Source organism: Rossellomorea vietnamensis, assembly GCF_001305855.1.
Lineage (GTDB): Bacteria > Bacillota > Bacilli > Bacillales > Bacillaceae_B > Rossellomorea > Rossellomorea vietnamensis_A.
Genome location: NZ_LIXZ01000015.1, coordinates 118,982 through 137,246, shown reverse-complemented (window position 1 = coordinate 137,246; position 18,265 = coordinate 118,982). Strand labels below are relative to the sequence as shown.

Genomic DNA, 18,265 nt, shown 5'->3' with positions numbered 1-18,265 from the left:
ACGGAAAGCTACATGCGCAGACAACGCTGTAATGGAAAACTTTTTTGGTGTTTTGAAGCAGGAAATGTACTATGGAGAAAAATTAGTTACCTTTGAGGATTTAAGAAGCCGGATTGAAGAATATATCCACTGGTACAATCATGAACGTTCAAAAGAAAAATTGGATGGACTAAGTCCAGTCGAATACCGAACTCAGTCCATCCAATCAGCTGCATAACAAAACTCTAACTTTTGGGGTTAGCCACCGTGTGAACGGGTCTTTTTGAAGGAGTGGGTGTATGGCTCATCATTTTCATACATGGTGAACCTATTATGGGAGAGGCTTTTCTTTCTTTATGATCCGGATATTCATTTATTAATCCTTATCTCGGATATTTAATCCTGATATCCATTATTTAATCCTCATTTCAGATATTTCATACGGTTTGTCGAAAAATCTTTGCGTCGTCTACGCTCAGCCTCCTCAAACATGAAACACCCACACCACAATCGGACCAAACACCGAGCCTAGCAGGGCACTCAACGTCATGGATACGGAACTCATGGATACGGTCAGTTCACCGTATTCCATCGCTTTCGACGTACCGAGGGCGTGGGATGCGCTGCCTAAGGCTATCCCGCGTCCGAGTGAGCTGTGGATGCGTCCCATCTTCAGGATCATCGGCCCGAGGATGACGCCTGAGAATCCGGCGATCATAACGAAGACGACAGTCATGGCCGGGACGCCGCCCAGACCGGATGCGATCTGGATGGCGACGGGTGTCGTGATCGACTTCGGTACAATGGAAAGGATCAACTCATGGTCGATGCCGAGAATCCGGGCAAACAGGAGTCCACTCACCATTCCCGTCAGGAGTCCGGCAAAGACTCCTCCGATGATCGGGAAGCGATACTTCATCAGGATCTTCCGCTGCTTATACAGGGGATACGCAAGGGCGACGACGGCGGGACCAAGCAGGGAGTGGATCCATTTCCCGCCGATCATGTACTCCTCATAAGGAATATGCATAGAGATCAGCAGTCCGACGATCACGATCGTGGTCGTCAGGACCGGGATCAATACGGGATACGAGAAACGCTGATACACCTTCACCATGCCAAAATAAAGGACGGCGGTGAGGGTGATGATCAGGATTGCGATCAGTGCTTGCTGCATGCTTGTTCCCTTCTTTCAGATCGTTTTTCTAAGTGCTGACTGGCAAAACCGGATACGGCCATGGTCACGACGGTACTCACGACAACAATGAGAAAGAGCATGGCACCGGTTCCTGATAAAAGGGCGGGGTAGTTCATGACCCCGGTCATGGCCGGGATGAATAATAAGGGAAGGATCGCGAGTAAAAAGCTTGCGCCATCCTCTACGATGATCACGGGAACAATTTTCAACGACAGGCATGCAAGGAGCAGGATCAGGCCGATGATGCTTCCGGGTATCGGTAGGTGGAGGAGCTCCTCGACGGCTCCGCCTATAAAGGAAAAAGCATAAAGAATGCCGATTTGGATGATGATTCGAATGATTTTCATAACACGGGTCCTCCTGATAGGAAGATCTTTTTCCCACCTTTCAATGAAAACGCTTTACTTTTCCTGGGATTACTTGTACGATACAACTATATACTTGTATTATACAAGTACCTGCAGTGTTGTCAATGAATCTGTCAGGTTTACTGATGAAAAAAGGGGGGAGATCTATGTCCAAAGAGAGCTCGATAAAACGGATTGAATATGAATTGACCACCTTGATCAGAAAGGCGGTTTTCCGGGATCAGTCGGATCGAAAAATCGGGATCTTGGAGAGGTCCGCATACCTTCTGATGAGGCAGCTCGATGAACAGGGACCATCACGATTGAAGCAGCTTGCCGAAGCGTTCCAACTGGATATTTCGACGTTGTCCAGACAGGCGGCCGCACTAGAGGCGAAGAAGCTTATCCAGCGTTTTTCAGACCCAAGCGACGGACGGGTGAGCCTGTTTGACCTCACTGAACGAGGGAAGGAAAAGCTTGCCCTCGACAGCCGCATGAGGCTCGAATGGTATGAGGGCCTGCTTGAAGGTTGGTCCGATGAGGAGAAGAACGTGTTCGGGGAACTGCTGGTCCGGATGAACGGGACGTTTGACGAATAAAATAGGTCCGCTTTCTGTTGTTGGCACACATCAGGAGGCGGATGTTTTTGTCGAAAAATAACCATTGACCTTGGAAATATCTAACAGTAAAATAAAAATTGATTAATCAATCAATTTCGAAAAAGGAGGGGAGCATTATGTCGCGGGAGGAAAAAATGATGAAAAAGAGAGCGGCGATCCTGGGAGCAGCCGTCAAAACATACAGCGAAAACGGATTTGCGGAAACGACCATCTCTGCCATTGCCAAGGAGGCAGGGGTCAGCTTCGGATCCGTGTTCACATACTTTGCGACAAAAGAGGTCTTATTTGAAGCGGCGATCCTCGAGCCATTAGAGGAAATCAAGCCATATTTTAGTGAGATAGAGGAAAGGTATAGTGGAAGTCCGATGGAGATGGTACGGAATATGATTGACTGCCAGCTGGATGTGTTTGCGAAGAATAAGGATTTCCTGCGCCTTTCCCAGCAGGTACTGGCGAGGCCGGACCGGTATCCCGTCTTGTTCGCAGAGTTGAGTGCCTTTGTCGATGTGTTTGCAGAACGTATTTATCCTGTCATTGAAAAAGGACAGAAGGAGGGATGCTTCTATGAAGGGTCACCGGTGCTGATGGCTCAATCGTATATTTCCTTATTGAATGGGCTGAGGCTGACCTTCATCGATGACCATACAAATCTGATCTGGAGCAATATGAAAATACAGGCCCTGCGGTTATTCGGTCCTGTGACGGAAAGGGTGGAGGTGTGATGAGAATACGAGATATTCATCCGAACCTGAAACTGCGGCTTGCCATGCAGTTCCTTGGGGGACTTGTCACCATGGCGGTCATTCCGTTCATGGCCATCTATTTCGCCCAGAAGATCGGGGCAACTCAGACCGGGATCATCCTTGTCCTGATCGTCATCAGTGGGATCATCGGTGGATTTATTGGCGGTCATATCTCAGATAAGATCGGTCGCCGGAAGATCATGATTTTTGCCGAACTCGGAATCATGACGACGTTCTTCTTCATTGCCCTGTGCAATTCACCGTGGTTTGACCTGCCTTACATCACCGCGGCGTTTTTCGTTCTCAATATGTTTGCCGGCGGGATGTTCCAGCCTGCAGCACAGGCGATGATCATCGATGTGACCGATTCCGCTTCACGGAAGCTCGTATTCACCGTCAGCTACTGGTTAGGGAATCTCGCCACCGCGATCGGAGGCATCATCGGCGCTTTTCTATTTAAAACGTACCTGTTTGAATTATTCCTCGGGATTTCAGGCATCACACTCCTGTCCGTCCTGATTACCATTTTCTTCATCACAGAAACCTACACACCGGAACCTGCCACCACTGAAACCGCTTCTTCATCCAACAAGATGCTTCAAAGCTATTCAACCGTATTGAAAGATAAATTATTCATGATGTATATCATCGGTGCCGTCTTCATTTTTACACTGGAGCAATCACTGACCAATTACGTAGGGATTCGCCTGGAAAGGGATATCCCCGAGCAGGAGGCCACTCTCTTGGGCTTTGACTTCACGCTTGACGGTACGCGGATGCTCGGATTCCTGCGGACGGAAAATACGTTGATCGTCGTGTTCTTATCAGCTGTCGTCTTATTACTGTTCAAAAAGTGGAGTGACCGCTGGACGCTCGTAACGGGGATGTTCATCTTTACCATATGTTTCAGCGCCTTTGCCTTCACAAACAATATTTTATTCCTCTTTATCCTGGGGTTTGTCGGGACGTTCGGGGAGCTCATGTACGTTCCGATCAAGCAGGCGATGATCGGGGACCTGGCCCCGTCCAACGCCCGCAGCACGTATATGGCCTTCTACAGCCTGACCTTCTATGGTGCCATGATCATTGCTTCCCTCCTCATCATCGTTGGGGAATGGGTCAGTCCGCTGATGATGGGCGGCATCCTGTTGATCCTCGGCATATCCGGAACGGTCATGTATCATGTGATCATGAAAACACTGGAAGCAAAGGGGAAAGTGGTGCAGGAAGTGAAGGCATCGATTTCATCCTAAAACTGAAGGAAGACCCCCATCAAAGGGTCTTCCTTATTTTCGTATCAAAATACTATGTTCCTCCAATTTACTTTCCCCATACGCTTCCGCAATCCCCAGCTTCCGGATCGTCGCCTTGTCCACTTTCTTATAAGGAAGCGTCACATGAAAATCCGTTTCAAAAGGGTAGGCATCAAACGTCACCTCATGCTCATTCACCCACCTGGCCAGAAGCTTATGATTCCCTGGGTGAAAGCTCTCCGTGTTCTTGAAACCATCCCTGAACCACGGATGCTCGCTCTCTTTATCCACACCCGGTTCATTTAGGCAAAAGTAGAGGGAGAGATTATCGGACAATTGAAGGAGCTGGAAGTGCTGGATAAGCAGTTCTTCGTCGAGCTTCGGAAGCTCTTTCCGGATCTTCTTCTGTCTTGATGCTTCATCCTGTAAAAATTGCAGGCAGTCCGGATCCTTCGATTTGGCAAAGAAAGAGCAGAAATGAAGGCTGCATAGGAGTGCCGCATAGAGGTTAGCCTCCTTGATTTCATCCAGTCCGATTTGATAGAATGCAAGTTTCGGGAGAAGGGGATAGTCTGAGAAGGTGAAGGGAATCTGCTTCGCGTCGTTCCAGATCGGCGTCTCGTCTAGTCCAATCCAGCTCCGGTCATGCTGATGGGAGGCGTATACGAAGTCATCGAAAAACAGATCGGATTTTAATAGATTGCGATTGACATGTTTGATGGTTTCGCCGGATATGTAGGCGTGGTCGTGTTGTTTGATCATGATGAAGGAATCCACGGTTTCTCGGATAATCATAGAGTCAACATCCCCTTTTTAAGACCATTATAGCAAACTAGACATCTCTTATTCTGTCAAAAAAAAGATCGAAAGCTGCATGGGCTTTCGATCTTTGAACGTTAGTGGTGCTGACTATGATCTCCACTCTCAACAGGAGCGTGGTCATTTAAGGCTTCGACGTCAGCTTTGGATAGTTCGCCGACGGCAAACGGCAGTGTCGGCATGATGGTGGAGCCGTTGTTTCCTGCGTGGACTTTGATGTAATAGAGTCCATCTTCCGTCAGGCTCTTATTGAATGTGTAAATCCCATCTCCAGCATTCTCGGTTTCTTCCATTCCGTCATGGAAGGACCCGTCGCCTTTCCAGATTTCCACATGAACAAAGTCGGCATCCGCCACTGTTTTGCCGTCTTGTGTAAGTTCGATCTTGATTGGGTCACCGCTTCCGGAAAAATCGTCCGGCATCGTAATATCAGCCTGAAGGGGCGATTCCTGCTGGTACAATTCCGCTGCATCTTCCTTCGGGGCGCAGGCACCAAGTAGCGTGCACAGGAAAAGGATACTCAAATATTTAAAGGTTGTTTTCATATCGCATCGTCCTTTCTTATGCCGCACCGAAGAATTTTTTCGTAGCAGGGATTTTTTTGATCAATAACCGGTCAAGAAGCAGGATGACAATCAAGGAAGCCCCGACGAGAGGGAACAGGATCCCGAGTGCAATCATGACAAAAAGGAAATACTTCATCTTCAGAATGCCTGGTGATTTCGGTGCACCCATTTCTTTTTTCGGTTTACGTTTCAGCCACAGATAGAATCCGCTGATGGCGACAAGCATGATGCCAAGGCAGATCAACAGGCTGAACAGTTGATTGATGAAACCGAATTGGGTTCCTGTATGGAGGGTGATCCCCATGGCGACGATTTTGCCGCCGATTCCGTAGTTGTCAAAACGATAATCAGCGAGGACGGCTCCTGTGTACTGATCAAGGTGCATCGTGACTTCATTTTGTGCTTTAGCCGGGAAGGCGGATAGAGTATAGACGCCGTTTTTATCCTGAGGGATGTAGACGGTATAGCTCGGATCAATTCCTTCTCGTTTGGCAATCGATACGACATCATTCATGGATAATGGCGTGTACCCTTCAAGAGCCGATACGGGAACGTCCAAATTCTCGGCTGCCCAGGGGACGTCGGCGATTTCCTTTGTTTTCACGACAGACTGCGGAGCTTCCCCTGACCAGATAGACGGGGGATAGCCGGCCCCGGCATTCGTCATGATGTTCTGAAAGTTCGTTCCCCAGAAGCCGGACCAGGGAAGTCCCGTCATGATCAGGAACAGCATTCCCGCTGTGACCCAGAAAGCCGGTACTGCATGGAGATCCCTTCTGAAAATCTTCTTTCCTTTAGTGAAGCGTGGGATAAACACGCCTGATAGTTTGTCCTTTTTACGCGGGAACCATAGGAACAATCCCGTGACAATGAGGACGACGGCCCAGCAGGCAACAAGTTCCACAATCCGGTCGCCGATTGTACCCGCCATCAGCTCGCCGTGAATTTCTTCGACTTTATTCATGATCCGGTCCTCAGGCTTCAATTCACCGAGGGACTTTCCTGTGTAAGGATTCAAGAAGATCGTGGCAGAGCCTTCTTCTGTACTGATGCCGATTTCACTGGAACGGTCGGCCCTTTCTCCGGGACGGAAGCTTGTGATTTGTGCATCAGGGTGAAGCGTTTTCACTTTATCGATAAGTTCAGTTGCAGGAAGCTTCTCTCCCTGTGGATTGACTTCGTAATATTTTTGATAGAGATTCTGTTCGATCTGGGGCTTGAAGAGGTAAATCGATCCCGTTACAGCAAGGATCAATAGAAACGGGGCAATGATGATGCCCGCATAGAAGTGCCATCTCCAAATCGTTTGATATGATTTTTTGTCCATTGTTTTTTTCCTCTTTTCTTAGTCGTGGCAGCAGCCCGATCCTTGCATGTCTCTTGAGATCGCCGTGATGGCTTGTGGAAGCGTGCAGATTGTACCTCCGAATCCGGTTTGGAATTGTTCTGCCTGCTTCCTTGATTCAAAGGAGATGACTTGGGGCTGACAGCAGTTCAGGTTCAAGTCGGCATCAATCAAGTAGGTGGCCGTTTTCCCGCTGATCGTCATATCCGTCAGGAAATCCCGGCAGAGAATCTGCATGACATCCTCCTTGATGTCTTTATAACGGAGTAAACCGCAGTGGGGACAGCAGGTCTGTTCGATTGTATGATCTTTTTTTATGAGTTGAACTGCTCTTCTTGAGGTTGTTGTCTTAAGGCAGTAAACACAGGAATCAGTTGGGATACCCTCGGCTTGCATAGCAGAGATGCCGTTTGACGTCTTACGGACTTTGTTCGCTTCCATCAGTGGCTTAAGATCCCGGTAGACCGTCATTTCCGATACCTCGAGGCGGGAGCTGATGTCTGATACACGTAACGTTCCCTCTTCTTCAAGCCACGTTAAAATTTGTTGTTGGCTATCGATCGGCAGCATGATAATCGTCCTTTCTTCTTTGTGTGCTAGATTCATAATAGATAAGCTTCAGCCTTTGTTCAATAGACTTTATGTGAAAAAAAGTGAGGAAATGTTGATATGTAACATAACCGACAAAGAAACTTTTAATTTTCCACACAAGTGATCATAATGAAGAAAACGTAAGGATAGAGGGATTGGATCATAAAATGTTTTCTATTCCGCGATTTTTTCTGTTTCTTTTTGTTAATTTACTGTGATTCATCGATGGGGTAGAGATTTCGAATAAGGTCTGAATTATGTCAGAACACAAGTACGATAGAGTGAACCCTATTTAATAAATATAAAAGAAGGGTTTCTCTCCGTAATATCGAAATCATTATAATGAAAGACAGTATATGGGAGGTATGAACAATGGGAAGAATGGTACATTTCGAAGTGCATGTAGATGACATGGAACGGGCAAAGACGTTTTACGGGGAAGTATTCGGCTGGAAGTTCGAGGACTGGAGTGAATACGCTGGAATGCCTTACGTTGGGGCTGTGACAGGGGATGAGAATGAGATGGGGATCAATGGTGCACTAATGCAGCGTCAAAGCCCTCCACCTCAGCCGAATCAGCCGATGAACGGATATTCGTGTACGATGGGCGTCGGGAACTATGATGAAACCGAGAAGCTCATCCTGGAACACGGCGGCAAGGTGGCCATGCCGAAGTACGCACTGCCGGGAATGGCGTGGCAGGGGTATTACATAGACACGGAAGGCAATGTGTTCGGGATTCATCAGCCGGATAAGGACGCGAAGTAGAGGATGGGGTGTCTGACCTGAATCGGGGGTCAGGCCCTTTTTTTTGTTACATAAGAAGAAATGAGGAATCCACCATGCTGAAAAAATTCAGAATTTCGATTGCTGTTATTGTCATGGCACTATCACTCTATGGTTTAATCTCAAATAATACGAGCATCCTTCCTTTTACGATGGCAGGTTTGGCGATCATGATGGTCGTAATGGGAGCGGAAGAACGACAGAAGAATCGGAAATCGTATCGAAGCTATCTGTTTTTTGCCGTAGCTCTTTTCTTGATCCTGGTGTCCTTCGAAAGCTTTATCTACTAATTTCACCATCATGAAAAGGGGATTTCGCCCTGTTTGTGGAATTGATTCAAGTGGAAATCAGGAGGGGGCAAGTGAAAGTGGAGTATCAATTGGAAAAAGTGAATGATCATATAGATGTGCTGGCGGTTTGGGATGCTGAGTGGAATACCTATACGAATGCGTACTTTATCAAGGAAGAAGCAGGATTGACTGTGGTCGATTCGTGTAAAGAGGGTCACTTGGTGTTTCTCCAGCACGCCCTACATAAAATCGGAAAAACGGCAGACGATGTGAAGCTGATGCTCATCACCCATGGTCATGAGGATCATGTGGGAGGGGAAACGTTATTCACTAAGGCAAGGAAGGTCATTCATGCTGACGAGACGCTGCCAACTGGTTCTTCCATAAGCGGGGAGCTCGTGGATAGAGGGACCATAGGGGATTACGACTATACGAGAGTCGGCTATCATTCTCCGGGTTCTGTCGTGTTCTTTCATAGGCCGACCAGAACATTGTTCACGGGAGATTTCCTTTGTTTCTTTGGAGATCCTCTATCAGATGGAGGGCTTGTTTCAAAAGGAGATGATCTGAGACAAGCCTGGGTCGAGTATCTTCAGGGTGGCGGAGTTGCGGACCTGCCTGTATTCCTCGACGGCCTCCGAATCATGAAGGAATATGATGCGGATGTACTGTGTACAGGTCATGGTGGCGTGCTGGTAGGAGAAATTGACGTGTTCCTCCAGGAGCTGATCGAAATTGGGGAAAAGAGTCAGTAGGATGAGAAGGGATGGGCAGGGGAAAACAGGCCGATCCCTTCTTTTTTTCATCAAGTTATCTTTTTTCTGGTCATGATCTCTATGAAATCTTTCACGAACATTTGGTAATCCATTTCCAGATAAATGTTGATATTCTTTTCGGCCGGTTTGGAGCTGACCCTGAAGTCGGCGATGGAGGTACCTTGCCCGTAGCCTGTGGTCAATACTTCGACGTCCCTTCTAATCGTTTTTCCCATTTCCGGATTCACCATCAGGGAGAGGGTGACGACATCGTGGAGGGGAGCACCGTTTATCCCTGGAATGAGTTTTTTATAGGCATTGATATAGTAAGTCATGACGTCATCGAGGATTTCGATGAGGGGGTTCCCGTTCATCTCCTGGATGGCTTTGATGTGTTCGAGGGTGATGATCGCTTTGTTGGTGACGTTTAAAGGGGCGATGTACAGATTGTCGAGATTCTTGACCAAAAGCTCTGAAGCAATGGGATCTCCGTAGAAATTTGCTTCGGCTGACGGGGTGACGTTTCCCGGTACGAAAAAGGCGCCTCCCATGATATAAAACTCTTTAACGACCTTAGCAATATCTTCTCCCAGGATGTAGAGGGTGGCGAGAGATGTATTCCTCCCAACATCCACGATGGTGACGTCTTTATTTTCTTTTATGATGGTATAGAGTTTAGAAAAGTTGGTGAGCTCCCCGAAGAAGTTTTCCGGTGGCCTGATCGGACCTAAACCTTCCTGTCCATGGATTTCAGGATAATAGGTCGGGATTTCCCCGGATGATGGACTGTTGGAGCCACCGATGATCGGCACATCGGTCCTTCCGGCAAGCTTAAGCAGATAGGCGATGTTATCGGTGGCCTGTTTCTTTTCGACATTTCCGTAACTCGATACGATTCCGAGTACGTTAATATCCGGATTCAAGAGGGCGTACATGATGGCCACGGAATCATCGATACCCGGATCGGCAAATAATAGAATATTTTTCATGGGAATTCTCCTCGACAACTGTTTTTTAAAACATATCGGAGAAAAGGAAGAATTATTCCATTCGTCGATAAAATGAAACCGTAGCCTCAGCCATTTCCAGGACTTTCTGTTTGAGATCAGCCGGTTCTTTGATGTTTACTTGGTCGGCGAATCCTATCAGATAGCCTTTCGCTTCTTCTTCCGTGTCGAAGGAAAGCGTAACGGGAATCCATTCCGCACCTCTCCGTTCCCCGACTTCAAGGACCCGGGCAAACCGTCCCGTGAAGGTGAGCCGGGATAACGCTTGTGGTGCCACTGCTACTTTCACTTCAAAAGAGGGAAGCCTTTTGATGAAGGATTGAGTGGAGGATGTCCAGTACTGTGCAAGGTCAAAGCCTTTGGGTCTTTCAAATGTCCCGTCCAATGGTTCGGCATGGTGAATCCGGGAGACCCGGTAATTACGGATATCCCCGTTTTCCTTGGCTGCGACGAGATACCAAAGATCCCCTTTCGCCACAAGCCCAAGTGGTTCCACCACGCGGTCATCGGTTTCTCCATCTGCACGTTCATAGGTGATGACTAGTTTGATTTCCTGAAAGATCGCCTCTTTGATGATTTCAAGGGAGGCAGTTTTGTCTTTCTGCTTTCGCCAGGAGCTCGTGTCGATATGGATCCGGTTCCATACGTCTTTCGCATTTTCCCGATACGTGGACGGTAGGGAGGCGATGAGCTTGTTCCGTGCTTCCTCCGTCGTACGGGTCAGTCCGAGATCGTCCAGGAGATGAACAGAAGGAGACACGAATAATGCCCGGATTTCCGATTCCTTCAACCCGGTCAGGTCCGTCCGGTAATCCTCAATTAGCGACCAGCCCCCGTTTTGGCCCCGTTCCGCCACGACAGGAATCCCGGTGCCGCTCAGGGCATCCATGTCCCGGTGGATGGTCCGTTCAGACACCTCCAATTTCTCCGCAAGTGCTTTCGCGGTCATTCGGCCGTGTGTTTGCAGTAATAACAGAATGGATACTAATCGGTCGCCTCTCATATCGATCACCTTTTTCTTGGATTTTCTTTTATTTAATGAAATATGACAATAGATGTCAAGAAAGGGATCGTATAATGGGGTTATCTTACATGAAGAAAGGAATGGTTGGATGAAGTCATTGAGAGGAAAAGTGGCACTTGTCACAGGAGCAAGCCGGGGAGCGGGGCGTGCGATTGCCGTTGAATTGGGAAAAGCGGGAGCCACCGTATATGTCACCGGACGCAGCACGAAAGGGAACTCGACACAGAACTTTCCCGGAACGATTGATGCCACAGTTGCGCAAATTGATGAAGCGGGTGGAAAAGGGATTGCGATTCGATGTGATCATACGATCGATGCAGAAACTGATTCGGTGATCAGGCAGATTCGAGAAGAGCAGGGAAAGCTGGATATTCTCATCAACAACGTGTGGGGTGCACATGATATCGGTGTGAATCCGGGAGCATTCTGGGAACAGTCTCTTGAAAATTGGGACACAATGTTCACGGCAGGCGTTAGGGCCCAGCTTGCGACCAATCATTTTGCCATTCCCCTGCTTCGGGAAAATAAAGAAGCCCTGATCGTTCATACGACATTCTGGGATGAAGGCAAGTACACCGGACAATTCTATTATGATCTGGCAAAAAATGCACTCGTCCGAATGGCGTACGGTCTATCTAAAGAGTTAAAAGAAGACGGGATTGCGGTCATAGCTGTATCTCCAGGTTTTATGAGAACAGAGCTTGTGCTCGAACATATGGGAGTGGACGAGGAAAACTGGCAGAAATCAGAAGACTTAAAGCCATCTGAAACTCCTTATTATGTGGGACGCGCCATCACAGCCCTGGCGGAGGATCCGGAAGTAATGCGAAAGACGGGACAGGTGTTAAAAGCGGGTGACATGGCGAAAGAATATGAGTTTACCGATGTGGATGGGCGTTATATTCCGCCGTTTACGTTATAGTATGGATGTCCCCTCTTGAAGGGGGCTTTTTCATTTTCTGAAATCCGTTCTGAACCATCCTTTATGCCGAATAAACTATCCATGATAACCACTTTTCAAACGAATAGGGGTGGCATGATGTTTTCCGTGACAGAGATGCAAACGTTCGAGTTGTTTTCTGTTCCCCATATCTCGGTGCTTTTGATGTTTGTGGCACTATCATTCTGGCTTGTGTCCTTCAGGCATTTCTTAAAGAGGTATCAACTGGCGTTGAAGTGGACCATTTTCTGGATGCTGGTGCTGAGTGAGGTGTCCTGGCATATCTGGCTCGTGACGACGGGACAGTGGGAGCTGGGGGATCTGCCCCTGCAGCTTTGTTCCGTCAGTACGTTCATCGCGATTTATTTATTTTTGAAACAGAACCAGAAGGCCTTTTATCTATTGTTCTTTATCGGATTTCTTCCTCCAATCTTAAGCATGGTCACACCTGAAATGACTTATCAATTTCCTCATTACCGCTTTTTAAAATACTTCCTCCATCATGCAGCCATTGCGTGGTCCGTTCTTTATTTCATCGTATATGAGGGCTATCGGGTCCCGAGGAAAGCCATATGGACCGGCTTTCTCATGGTCAATCTTCTCGCCCTGCCGATCTTTTTTCTAAACCACATTCTTGATACAAACTTCTTTTATCTGGCCAATCCGACAGAATCGAAAACGATCTTGTCCTTTTTCGGAACGGGGATCATATATTATATTAATCTCGAAATTGTGGCACTTGTCGTGTTTTTTGTGACGTATGTTCCGATGGGGATGCTTATAAGGAGGGAGAGGGTTAAAGGGTAACCTTTTTCTTCAGGATACGTCTAAAGTAGAAAAGGGGCGATGAACATGAGAAAGGCATTGGCATTGAGCAATATCATTGCCGTGATCGCGATTATTCTATTTATTATTCAACCGTTCCGAACAGCGCCGCCGACACCGACTGTAACGGCTGGAGAAGAGAGCATTCCCACAACAGAAGGTTCCTATTGCTGGAAGGGGTTCTTTTCAGGCGAATGTGTGGATAAGGCTTATTCAAGTGTGGTAGCGATGGCAGGAGAAGAAAAGCCAACCGTCGTATCTCCCGGTGAGAAGATTACAGTGAAATTCAACAAGAAACCTCAACACCTCGCTGCAGAGCAGTGGAACGGGGAAGAACAGGCAGAAGGTGTGAGCGTAAGAAATCACACGATCATCGTTCCCGAGAAGAAAGGGGTCTATGTCTATCATTTAGTCGCCCACTGGAAGCAGGGGGACGGGAGTTATGCTTTTTCGGTGGAAGTAAGGTAATACCCCAAAACGCTTGGAGCCCCAAGCGTTTTGTCATGTATCAGAGCTTAAGCTTCAGACCTTCGTGGGTGGCTTTAAAACCCAATTTCTCGTAAAACCTCAGGGCATCCGGCCTTTGCTTATCCGTCGTCAATTGAATGAGATGACATCCCCGTTCTTTTGCACGATGGATGGCCCACTGGATCAACTTCGTTCCCACGCCTTCTCCCCTTACAGAAGCAGACGTCCTGACGCCTTCAATACTCGCCCTCCAACCACCTTGATGGGTGAGATAGGGAGTGAACGTGATTTGCTGAACGCCGACTACTTCATCCCCATCACTGGCGACGACCAATTCATTGTTGGGGTCAGTCTCAATTGCCTTGAATGCTTGTAAATAGCTTTTCGGAATGGGCTGTTCGTAGCGCTCGCGCTGGCTTCCAAGCACATCATCAGCAAGCATCTCGACAATATGATCGACATCTTTTTCGGTGGCTTCTCTAAAGTACAATTCTCTCTCCAAAAATAATCCTCCTCTTAATAAAAATGTTCCTTATAGCTTCTATGCTAGCCCAATTGATCTAATAAGTTAATAATGATTATTTTATGAAAATCTATAAGGTTACCTTATGAAATATAAAGAGGCACTCACACCACTATGGTATGAGTGCCTCTTCCATTTACACCTGCACCTCAAACTGCTTCGAATACAGGCTGGAGTAGGGACCATCTTGATTGAGCAATGCTTCATGGGTCCCTTCTTCGACGATTCGACCATTCGATAAAACGACGATCCTTCCCGCATTCCGGATCGTCGATAAACGATGGGCGATGACGAGCGTCGTCCGGCCTTTTGCCAATGATTCCAGGGATGCCTTGACGATGCTTTCACTCTCATTATCAAGGGCACTCGTCGCTTCATCGAGTATGAGAATCGGCGGATTCTTCAAGAAGACACGGGCAATGCTGAGCCGCTGCTTCTGACCTCCGGATAAGCGAACACCGCGTTGTCCGATTTCGGAATGATACCCTTGAGGCAGGCAGCAGATAAATTCATGTGCATTCGCCTGTTGGGCTGCCATCATTACTTCTTCATCCGTGGCTTCGGGATGCCCATAGCGGATATTCTCCATGACGGTGCCGGAAAAAAGATACACGTCCTGCTGCACGATTCCAATGTTGCTTCTGAGAGAATGCAAATCCAGGTCTTTCACATTTTTCCCGTCGACATAAATCCCACCGGCCGTCACGTCATAAAAACGGGAAATCAGGGAGCTGAGAGTCGTCTTTCCCGCTCCCGATGGTCCGACGAGTGCGACGTATTCCCCTGGGGGGATCTCAAGGGTTAAATCCTTGAAGACTGCGCCTAAAGCAGGATCAAAATGAAACGATATGTTTTTCAATGAAAGATGTCCCTCAACGTTGGCGAGAATCTTTGCGTCAGTGGCATTCTCGATGTCAGACTTGATATCCATGATTTCCCTGAAGCGCTGAAACCCTGTCACGCCTTCTTGAAATTGCGTACTCATATGCGTGAGTCTCTGAATGGGCTCGATCATAAAGCCGATATACAGAAGAAACGTAATCAAGTCAGCGAGATCCAGGGATGCATTCACAATCTGAAGAGATCCAAAGATCACGATCGTGACGGTAATCAGCTGAATGAACGCTTCTGTCCCATTATAGAAGTAAGCCTCCGCCCGGTAGGTTTTCCTCCTGCTATCCAAAAACCGTTCATTCTCCACATTGAATTTCCTGATCTCAAGAGATTCATTGGTAAACGTCTGAACGACCCGAATACCGGATAAGGAATCCTCCACCTGGGCATTGATGTCTCCGATTCGTTCTTTGTTATCCGTCAGCGCCCGGTTCAACTTTTTATTGAAGTAAAGTGAGAAGAACCCAAGGACCGGAAAGAAACAAAATACGGTCAGGGTGAGAGGACCATTGATCCAGAACAAAATCACAAAAGCTCCAACAAAACGAACCAGGTATTTCACATAATCTTCAGGTCCGTGATGATAAAGCTCCGAGACCATCAACAGATCATTCGTCACCCGGCTCATCAAACGGCCCGTCTTCTCTTTATCATAAAAACGGAAAGACAGCTTCTGCAGATGAGCGAATAATTCACCTCTCATATCGGTTTCCATTCGTGCCCCGATCTCATGCCCCTTGTAATCCACAATGTAATTCCCAACGTTTTGAGCAACAACAAGAACCACCATCACACCGCCGACCCAAAGGACATCCTCAAAAGCCGTAGAAAGACTCCTGGCCAAAATATCCTTCGTCACATAGCGGACAAGGAGTGGAAAAACGAGAGTAAGGGAAGATGTGATCAAAGCACTGAACAGCACAATCAAAAAAATGGAACGATACGGTTTGTAATACGAAAGAAATTTTTTCACAGGAAAAGTCATAACATACCCCTTTATGCGTTAGTTCACAAAACACATATAAGGGGGAAGACCGTCACATTAAAAAGGCGTTCCACCCTTATATGTTCGTACGGTTACCATCGCAATGTTTCTCATGAAAACAGCCTCCTTTAGTTTCGATATATTCATTGTATGATGGGATGCTCGGAAAATAAAGCTAATTTTCTGATAATTAATCATATGTAAAAATCAAATGGACAAAACTTTTATCTTAAGGTGATGAATCAAGAAAAATTCCTCGAACGAAATGACATCAACACAGCCACCTTCTCGCATATAGTCAATCAATCTATTGCCCCCAGGTCTTTTTTTCTGACAACCCCAATATCCTTAAACTGTAGGGTTATCCACATCACATACCTATAAGAACGAGCTACAGGGGGTAAAGAGATGAGCAGAAGGAAGTCATTCCGTTGGGTTGTCATTGCTTTGGTCTTGTGTTTAATCAGTGCGATAGGTGCTTCATTTGTACAAACGTCAGGTGGGAAGGTGACCGTAAAAGATCTGCGGTGGGAAACTCCCTCGGGTCATATGATGAGTGCGCTCTTGTATGTTCCGGATGATGTGTCGAAGGACAATCCGGTACCGGGGATTGTGACAAGTCACGGCTGGTACAATACGAGGGAGATGCAGGATCTGAATTATGTGGAGCTTGCAAGACGCGGGTACGTCGTCATTTCAATTGATATGTACGGACATGGAAATTCGGATGCCGTGAAACCGGAGGAATGGATGAACCGGGGGACGGGCATGTATGATGCCGTAGAGCTACTGGCGGATCTTCCTTATGTAGATAAAAGTAAGATTGGGGTAACGGGTCATTCCAATGGAGCACGTGCTGCCAACTGGTCCATCAATGAAGATAATAAGAAGGAAGAACCTTTGATTTCGTCTGTGCTGTTAATTGCCAATGATGCCATGTATACGAGTGATCCGGCAGAGCCATTGTATTGGTCGATGCAGCCGAAGAATCGTGAGTATGTGAATGTATATGGATCCAGGGATGTCGGAATCGTGGCCGCACAGTACGATGAATTTTTCTTCAGAAGTTTGAAAGAGGACGGAACTGCCACTGTTCCGAGGGATTTTATTGATACGGATCCTGCACAATCATTCCTGAATTTCGGAATCGATCCATCCGGAGGGGAGAAGCGGAAGAGCTACAAGATCTATAAGCAGGAGGTAGACGGTCAAGAAGCAGCGAGGGTCATCTATAATCCTGCGCAGATCCATCCGTGGAACCATATTTCTAAGGATGTCGTGACGAGTACTCTGGAATTTTTCGAAGATTCACTTGGTGCACCTCATCCCAAAGCAGCAGACAACCAGGTTTGGCAATACAAAGTGTTCTTTAATGCTGTAGGCTTGGTCGGTTTTGTGATTTTCATCGTGAGTATCACGAAGTGGCTTCTTTATACTGAAACTTTTGCTTCATTACGAGCTGAAAAGGAAGCGGAGCCAATGACATTCCGTGATGGACGAGGGAAGCTGTGGTTCTGGGGTGGTCTCATTGCGGGTGCGCTCGTGTCCTATTTCAGTTATTTGAAGTTATCTACCTGGTCTGTGGAACATATTACACCGTTCTTTCCACAGTTCCCGCCTTTTTATATCGGAATGTGGTGTTTGGTCACTGGTCTCTTTACGTTAATGGTTGTGGGGGCATGCTACTTCTTCTATTCCAAGAAGAACGGAATGGATCTGAGGGTGACAGGGGTGGTCATCAGCTTCCGGACGCTGGTAAAAACGATCGGGCTTGCCCTTTGTGTCACGGTATTGTCGTACAGCCTTGTGTTCATAGCAGATTATTTCTTCAAAACAGATTTTCGTTTATGGGTACTGACAGTAAAAACATTCACCCCTGATAAACTGTTGATCGCATTGAAATATCTACCTTTCTTCCTTGTATTCTATGTAGCGAACTCCATTGCCATCAATAGCTTTAACTTTATCAAACTCGAGCAGAAGGAATGGATGAACACGGCCGTATTGACCCTGTTCAATTCACTTGCCATCATCATCCTGGTGGCCATCCAGTATATTGCCTTCTTTGTGACAGGGGAAGTATATTACAATGATCTGTCCCACATCATCGGAATCTGGCTGTTCCCGATCATCGTGATCCTGATGGTGGCAGCCATTGTTTCCCGTAAGATTTACAAGGTAACGGGAAATCCTTATCTTGCAGGGTTCATCAATGCGTTCATCATTACGATTATGACGGTAACCAATACGTTGACGCAACTTTAAAATAGAAAAGCCTCCGGAGTCCTCTGTAAGAGGGTCCGGGGG

General features: G+C 47.1%; 21 protein-coding genes. 11 read left to right on the top strand and 10 right to left on the bottom strand.

What is annotated here, in order from left to right; all coding sequences use genetic code 11:
* A partial coding sequence (locus AM506_RS16965) for an IS3 family transposase (RefSeq protein WP_152968518.1) occupies positions 1-217 on the top strand: 217 nt, incomplete at its 5' end.
* A gap of 246 nt (positions 218-463) precedes the next feature.
* Here the strand turns inward: AM506_RS16965 and AM506_RS16960 are convergent.
* Complete coding sequence (locus tag AM506_RS16960) at positions 464-1,156, bottom strand: LrgB family protein (RefSeq protein ID WP_060673657.1); 693 nt, start codon at positions 1,154-1,156, stop codon at positions 464-466.
* Positions 1,141-1,524: a CidA/LrgA family holin-like protein gene (locus AM506_RS16955; RefSeq protein WP_060673656.1), complete on the bottom strand. Its 384-nt coding sequence runs from the start codon at positions 1,522-1,524 to the stop codon at positions 1,141-1,143. Before AM506_RS16955 ends, AM506_RS16960 begins: the two co-directional genes overlap by 16 nt.
* A 167-nt stretch (positions 1,525-1,691) precedes the next feature.
* On the opposite strand from AM506_RS16955, the gene AM506_RS16950 reads away from it, so the two are divergent.
* The 3 genes from AM506_RS16950 (at position 1,692) to AM506_RS16940 (ending at position 4,140) form a co-directional block, all read left to right on the top strand.
* The gene (locus AM506_RS16950; RefSeq protein ID WP_060673655.1) at positions 1,692-2,123 is read left to right on the top strand and encodes a MarR family winged helix-turn-helix transcriptional regulator; all 432 of its coding nucleotides are present in this window, start codon (positions 1,692-1,694) and stop codon (positions 2,121-2,123) included.
* 158 nt (positions 2,124-2,281) lie between these two features.
* Complete coding sequence (locus AM506_RS16945; protein WP_235576138.1) at positions 2,282-2,866, top strand: TetR/AcrR family transcriptional regulator; 585 nt, start codon at positions 2,282-2,284, stop codon at positions 2,864-2,866.
* Positions 2,866-4,140, top strand: a complete 1,275-nt coding sequence (locus AM506_RS16940) for an MFS transporter (RefSeq protein WP_060673653.1) — start codon at positions 2,866-2,868, stop codon at positions 4,138-4,140. Before AM506_RS16945 ends, AM506_RS16940 begins: the two co-directional genes overlap by 1 nt.
* A 33-nt stretch (positions 4,141-4,173) precedes the next feature.
* On the opposite strand, the gene AM506_RS16935 is transcribed toward AM506_RS16940, so the two are convergent.
* The 4 genes from AM506_RS16935 to AM506_RS16920 all read right to left on the bottom strand — a co-directional run bounded on the left by AM506_RS16935 (position 4,174) and on the right by AM506_RS16920 (position 7,476).
* The gene (locus AM506_RS16935; RefSeq protein WP_060673652.1) at positions 4,174-4,935 is read right to left on the bottom strand and encodes a DUF3891 family protein; all 762 of its coding nucleotides are present in this window, start codon (positions 4,933-4,935) and stop codon (positions 4,174-4,176) included.
* Positions 4,936-5,036: 101 nt separating this feature from the next.
* A complete protein-coding gene (locus tag AM506_RS16930; RefSeq protein WP_060673651.1) occupies positions 5,037-5,504 on the bottom strand; it encodes a FixH family protein in 468 nt (155 codons plus the stop codon).
* Positions 5,505-5,520: 16 nt separating this feature from the next.
* Positions 5,521-6,852 carry a PepSY-associated TM helix domain-containing protein gene (locus tag AM506_RS16925; protein WP_060673650.1) on the bottom strand — a complete coding sequence of 444 codons (1,332 nt, stop codon included), beginning with the start codon at positions 6,850-6,852 and terminating at the stop codon, positions 5,521-5,523.
* An 18-nt stretch (positions 6,853-6,870) separates the two neighbouring features.
* Positions 6,871-7,476 (bottom strand): DeoR family transcriptional regulator, encoded by a 606-nt coding sequence (locus AM506_RS16920; RefSeq protein ID WP_327205551.1) that lies wholly within the window; start codon positions 7,474-7,476, stop codon positions 6,871-6,873.
* A 357-nt stretch (positions 7,477-7,833) separates the two neighbouring features.
* Here AM506_RS16920 and AM506_RS16915 point away from each other — a divergent pair, with 357 nt between their 5' ends.
* The 3 genes from AM506_RS16915 to AM506_RS16905 all read left to right on the top strand — a co-directional run bounded on the left by AM506_RS16915 (position 7,834) and on the right by AM506_RS16905 (position 9,292).
* A complete protein-coding gene (locus AM506_RS16915; protein WP_060673648.1) occupies positions 7,834-8,229 on the top strand; it encodes a VOC family protein in 396 nt (131 codons plus the stop codon).
* A gap of 74 nt (positions 8,230-8,303) precedes the next feature.
* Positions 8,304-8,537, top strand: coding sequence for a DUF3953 domain-containing protein (locus tag AM506_RS16910; RefSeq protein WP_060673647.1), 234 nt, complete (start codon positions 8,304-8,306; stop codon positions 8,535-8,537).
* A gap of 71 nt (positions 8,538-8,608) precedes the next feature.
* Entirely contained in the window at positions 8,609-9,292 is a 684-nt protein-coding gene (locus AM506_RS16905; protein WP_060673646.1) for an MBL fold metallo-hydrolase, read from the top strand.
* 50 nt (positions 9,293-9,342) lie between these two features.
* Here AM506_RS16905 and AM506_RS16900 read toward each other — a convergent pair whose 3' ends face one another.
* Entirely contained in the window at positions 9,343-10,281 is a 939-nt protein-coding gene (locus AM506_RS16900; protein WP_060673645.1) for a nucleoside hydrolase, read from the bottom strand.
* Positions 10,282-10,333: 52 nt separating this feature from the next.
* Complete coding sequence (locus tag AM506_RS16895; RefSeq protein WP_060673644.1) at positions 10,334-11,302, bottom strand: helix-turn-helix transcriptional regulator; 969 nt, start codon at positions 11,300-11,302, stop codon at positions 10,334-10,336.
* 109 nt (positions 11,303-11,411) lie between these two features.
* On the opposite strand from AM506_RS16895, the gene AM506_RS16890 reads away from it, so the two are divergent.
* Genes AM506_RS16890 through AM506_RS16880 form a run of 3 tightly spaced genes read left to right on the top strand, consistent with a single transcriptional unit; the run spans position 11,412 to position 13,556 of the window.
* The gene (locus AM506_RS16890; RefSeq protein ID WP_060673643.1) at positions 11,412-12,245 is read left to right on the top strand and encodes an SDR family NAD(P)-dependent oxidoreductase; all 834 of its coding nucleotides are present in this window, start codon (positions 11,412-11,414) and stop codon (positions 12,243-12,245) included.
* Between the two features lie 15 nt (positions 12,246-12,260).
* Positions 12,261-13,070, top strand: a complete 810-nt coding sequence (locus AM506_RS16885; RefSeq protein ID WP_235576137.1) for a YwaF family protein — start codon at positions 12,261-12,263, stop codon at positions 13,068-13,070.
* A gap of 45 nt (positions 13,071-13,115) precedes the next feature.
* On the top strand, positions 13,116-13,556 hold the full coding sequence (locus AM506_RS16880) for a hypothetical protein (protein ID WP_060673642.1): 441 nt from the start codon (positions 13,116-13,118) through the stop codon (positions 13,554-13,556).
* Positions 13,557-13,596: 40 nt separating this feature from the next.
* Here the strand turns inward: AM506_RS16880 and AM506_RS16875 are convergent, their stop codons facing one another.
* Together AM506_RS16875 and AM506_RS16870 are read right to left on the bottom strand one after the other, a co-directional pair.
* Positions 13,597-14,058, bottom strand: a complete 462-nt coding sequence (locus AM506_RS16875) for a GNAT family N-acetyltransferase (RefSeq protein ID WP_060673641.1) — start codon at positions 14,056-14,058, stop codon at positions 13,597-13,599.
* Between the two features lie 157 nt (positions 14,059-14,215).
* The gene (locus tag AM506_RS16870) at positions 14,216-15,958 is read right to left on the bottom strand and encodes an ABC transporter ATP-binding protein (protein WP_060673640.1); all 1,743 of its coding nucleotides are present in this window, start codon (positions 15,956-15,958) and stop codon (positions 14,216-14,218) included.
* A gap of 408 nt (positions 15,959-16,366) precedes the next feature.
* On the opposite strand from AM506_RS16870, the gene AM506_RS16865 reads away from it, so the two are divergent.
* Entirely contained in the window at positions 16,367-18,223 is a 1,857-nt protein-coding gene (locus AM506_RS16865) for a dienelactone hydrolase family protein (protein ID WP_060673639.1), read from the top strand.
* The last annotated feature ends 42 nt before the right edge of the window (positions 18,224-18,265 follow it).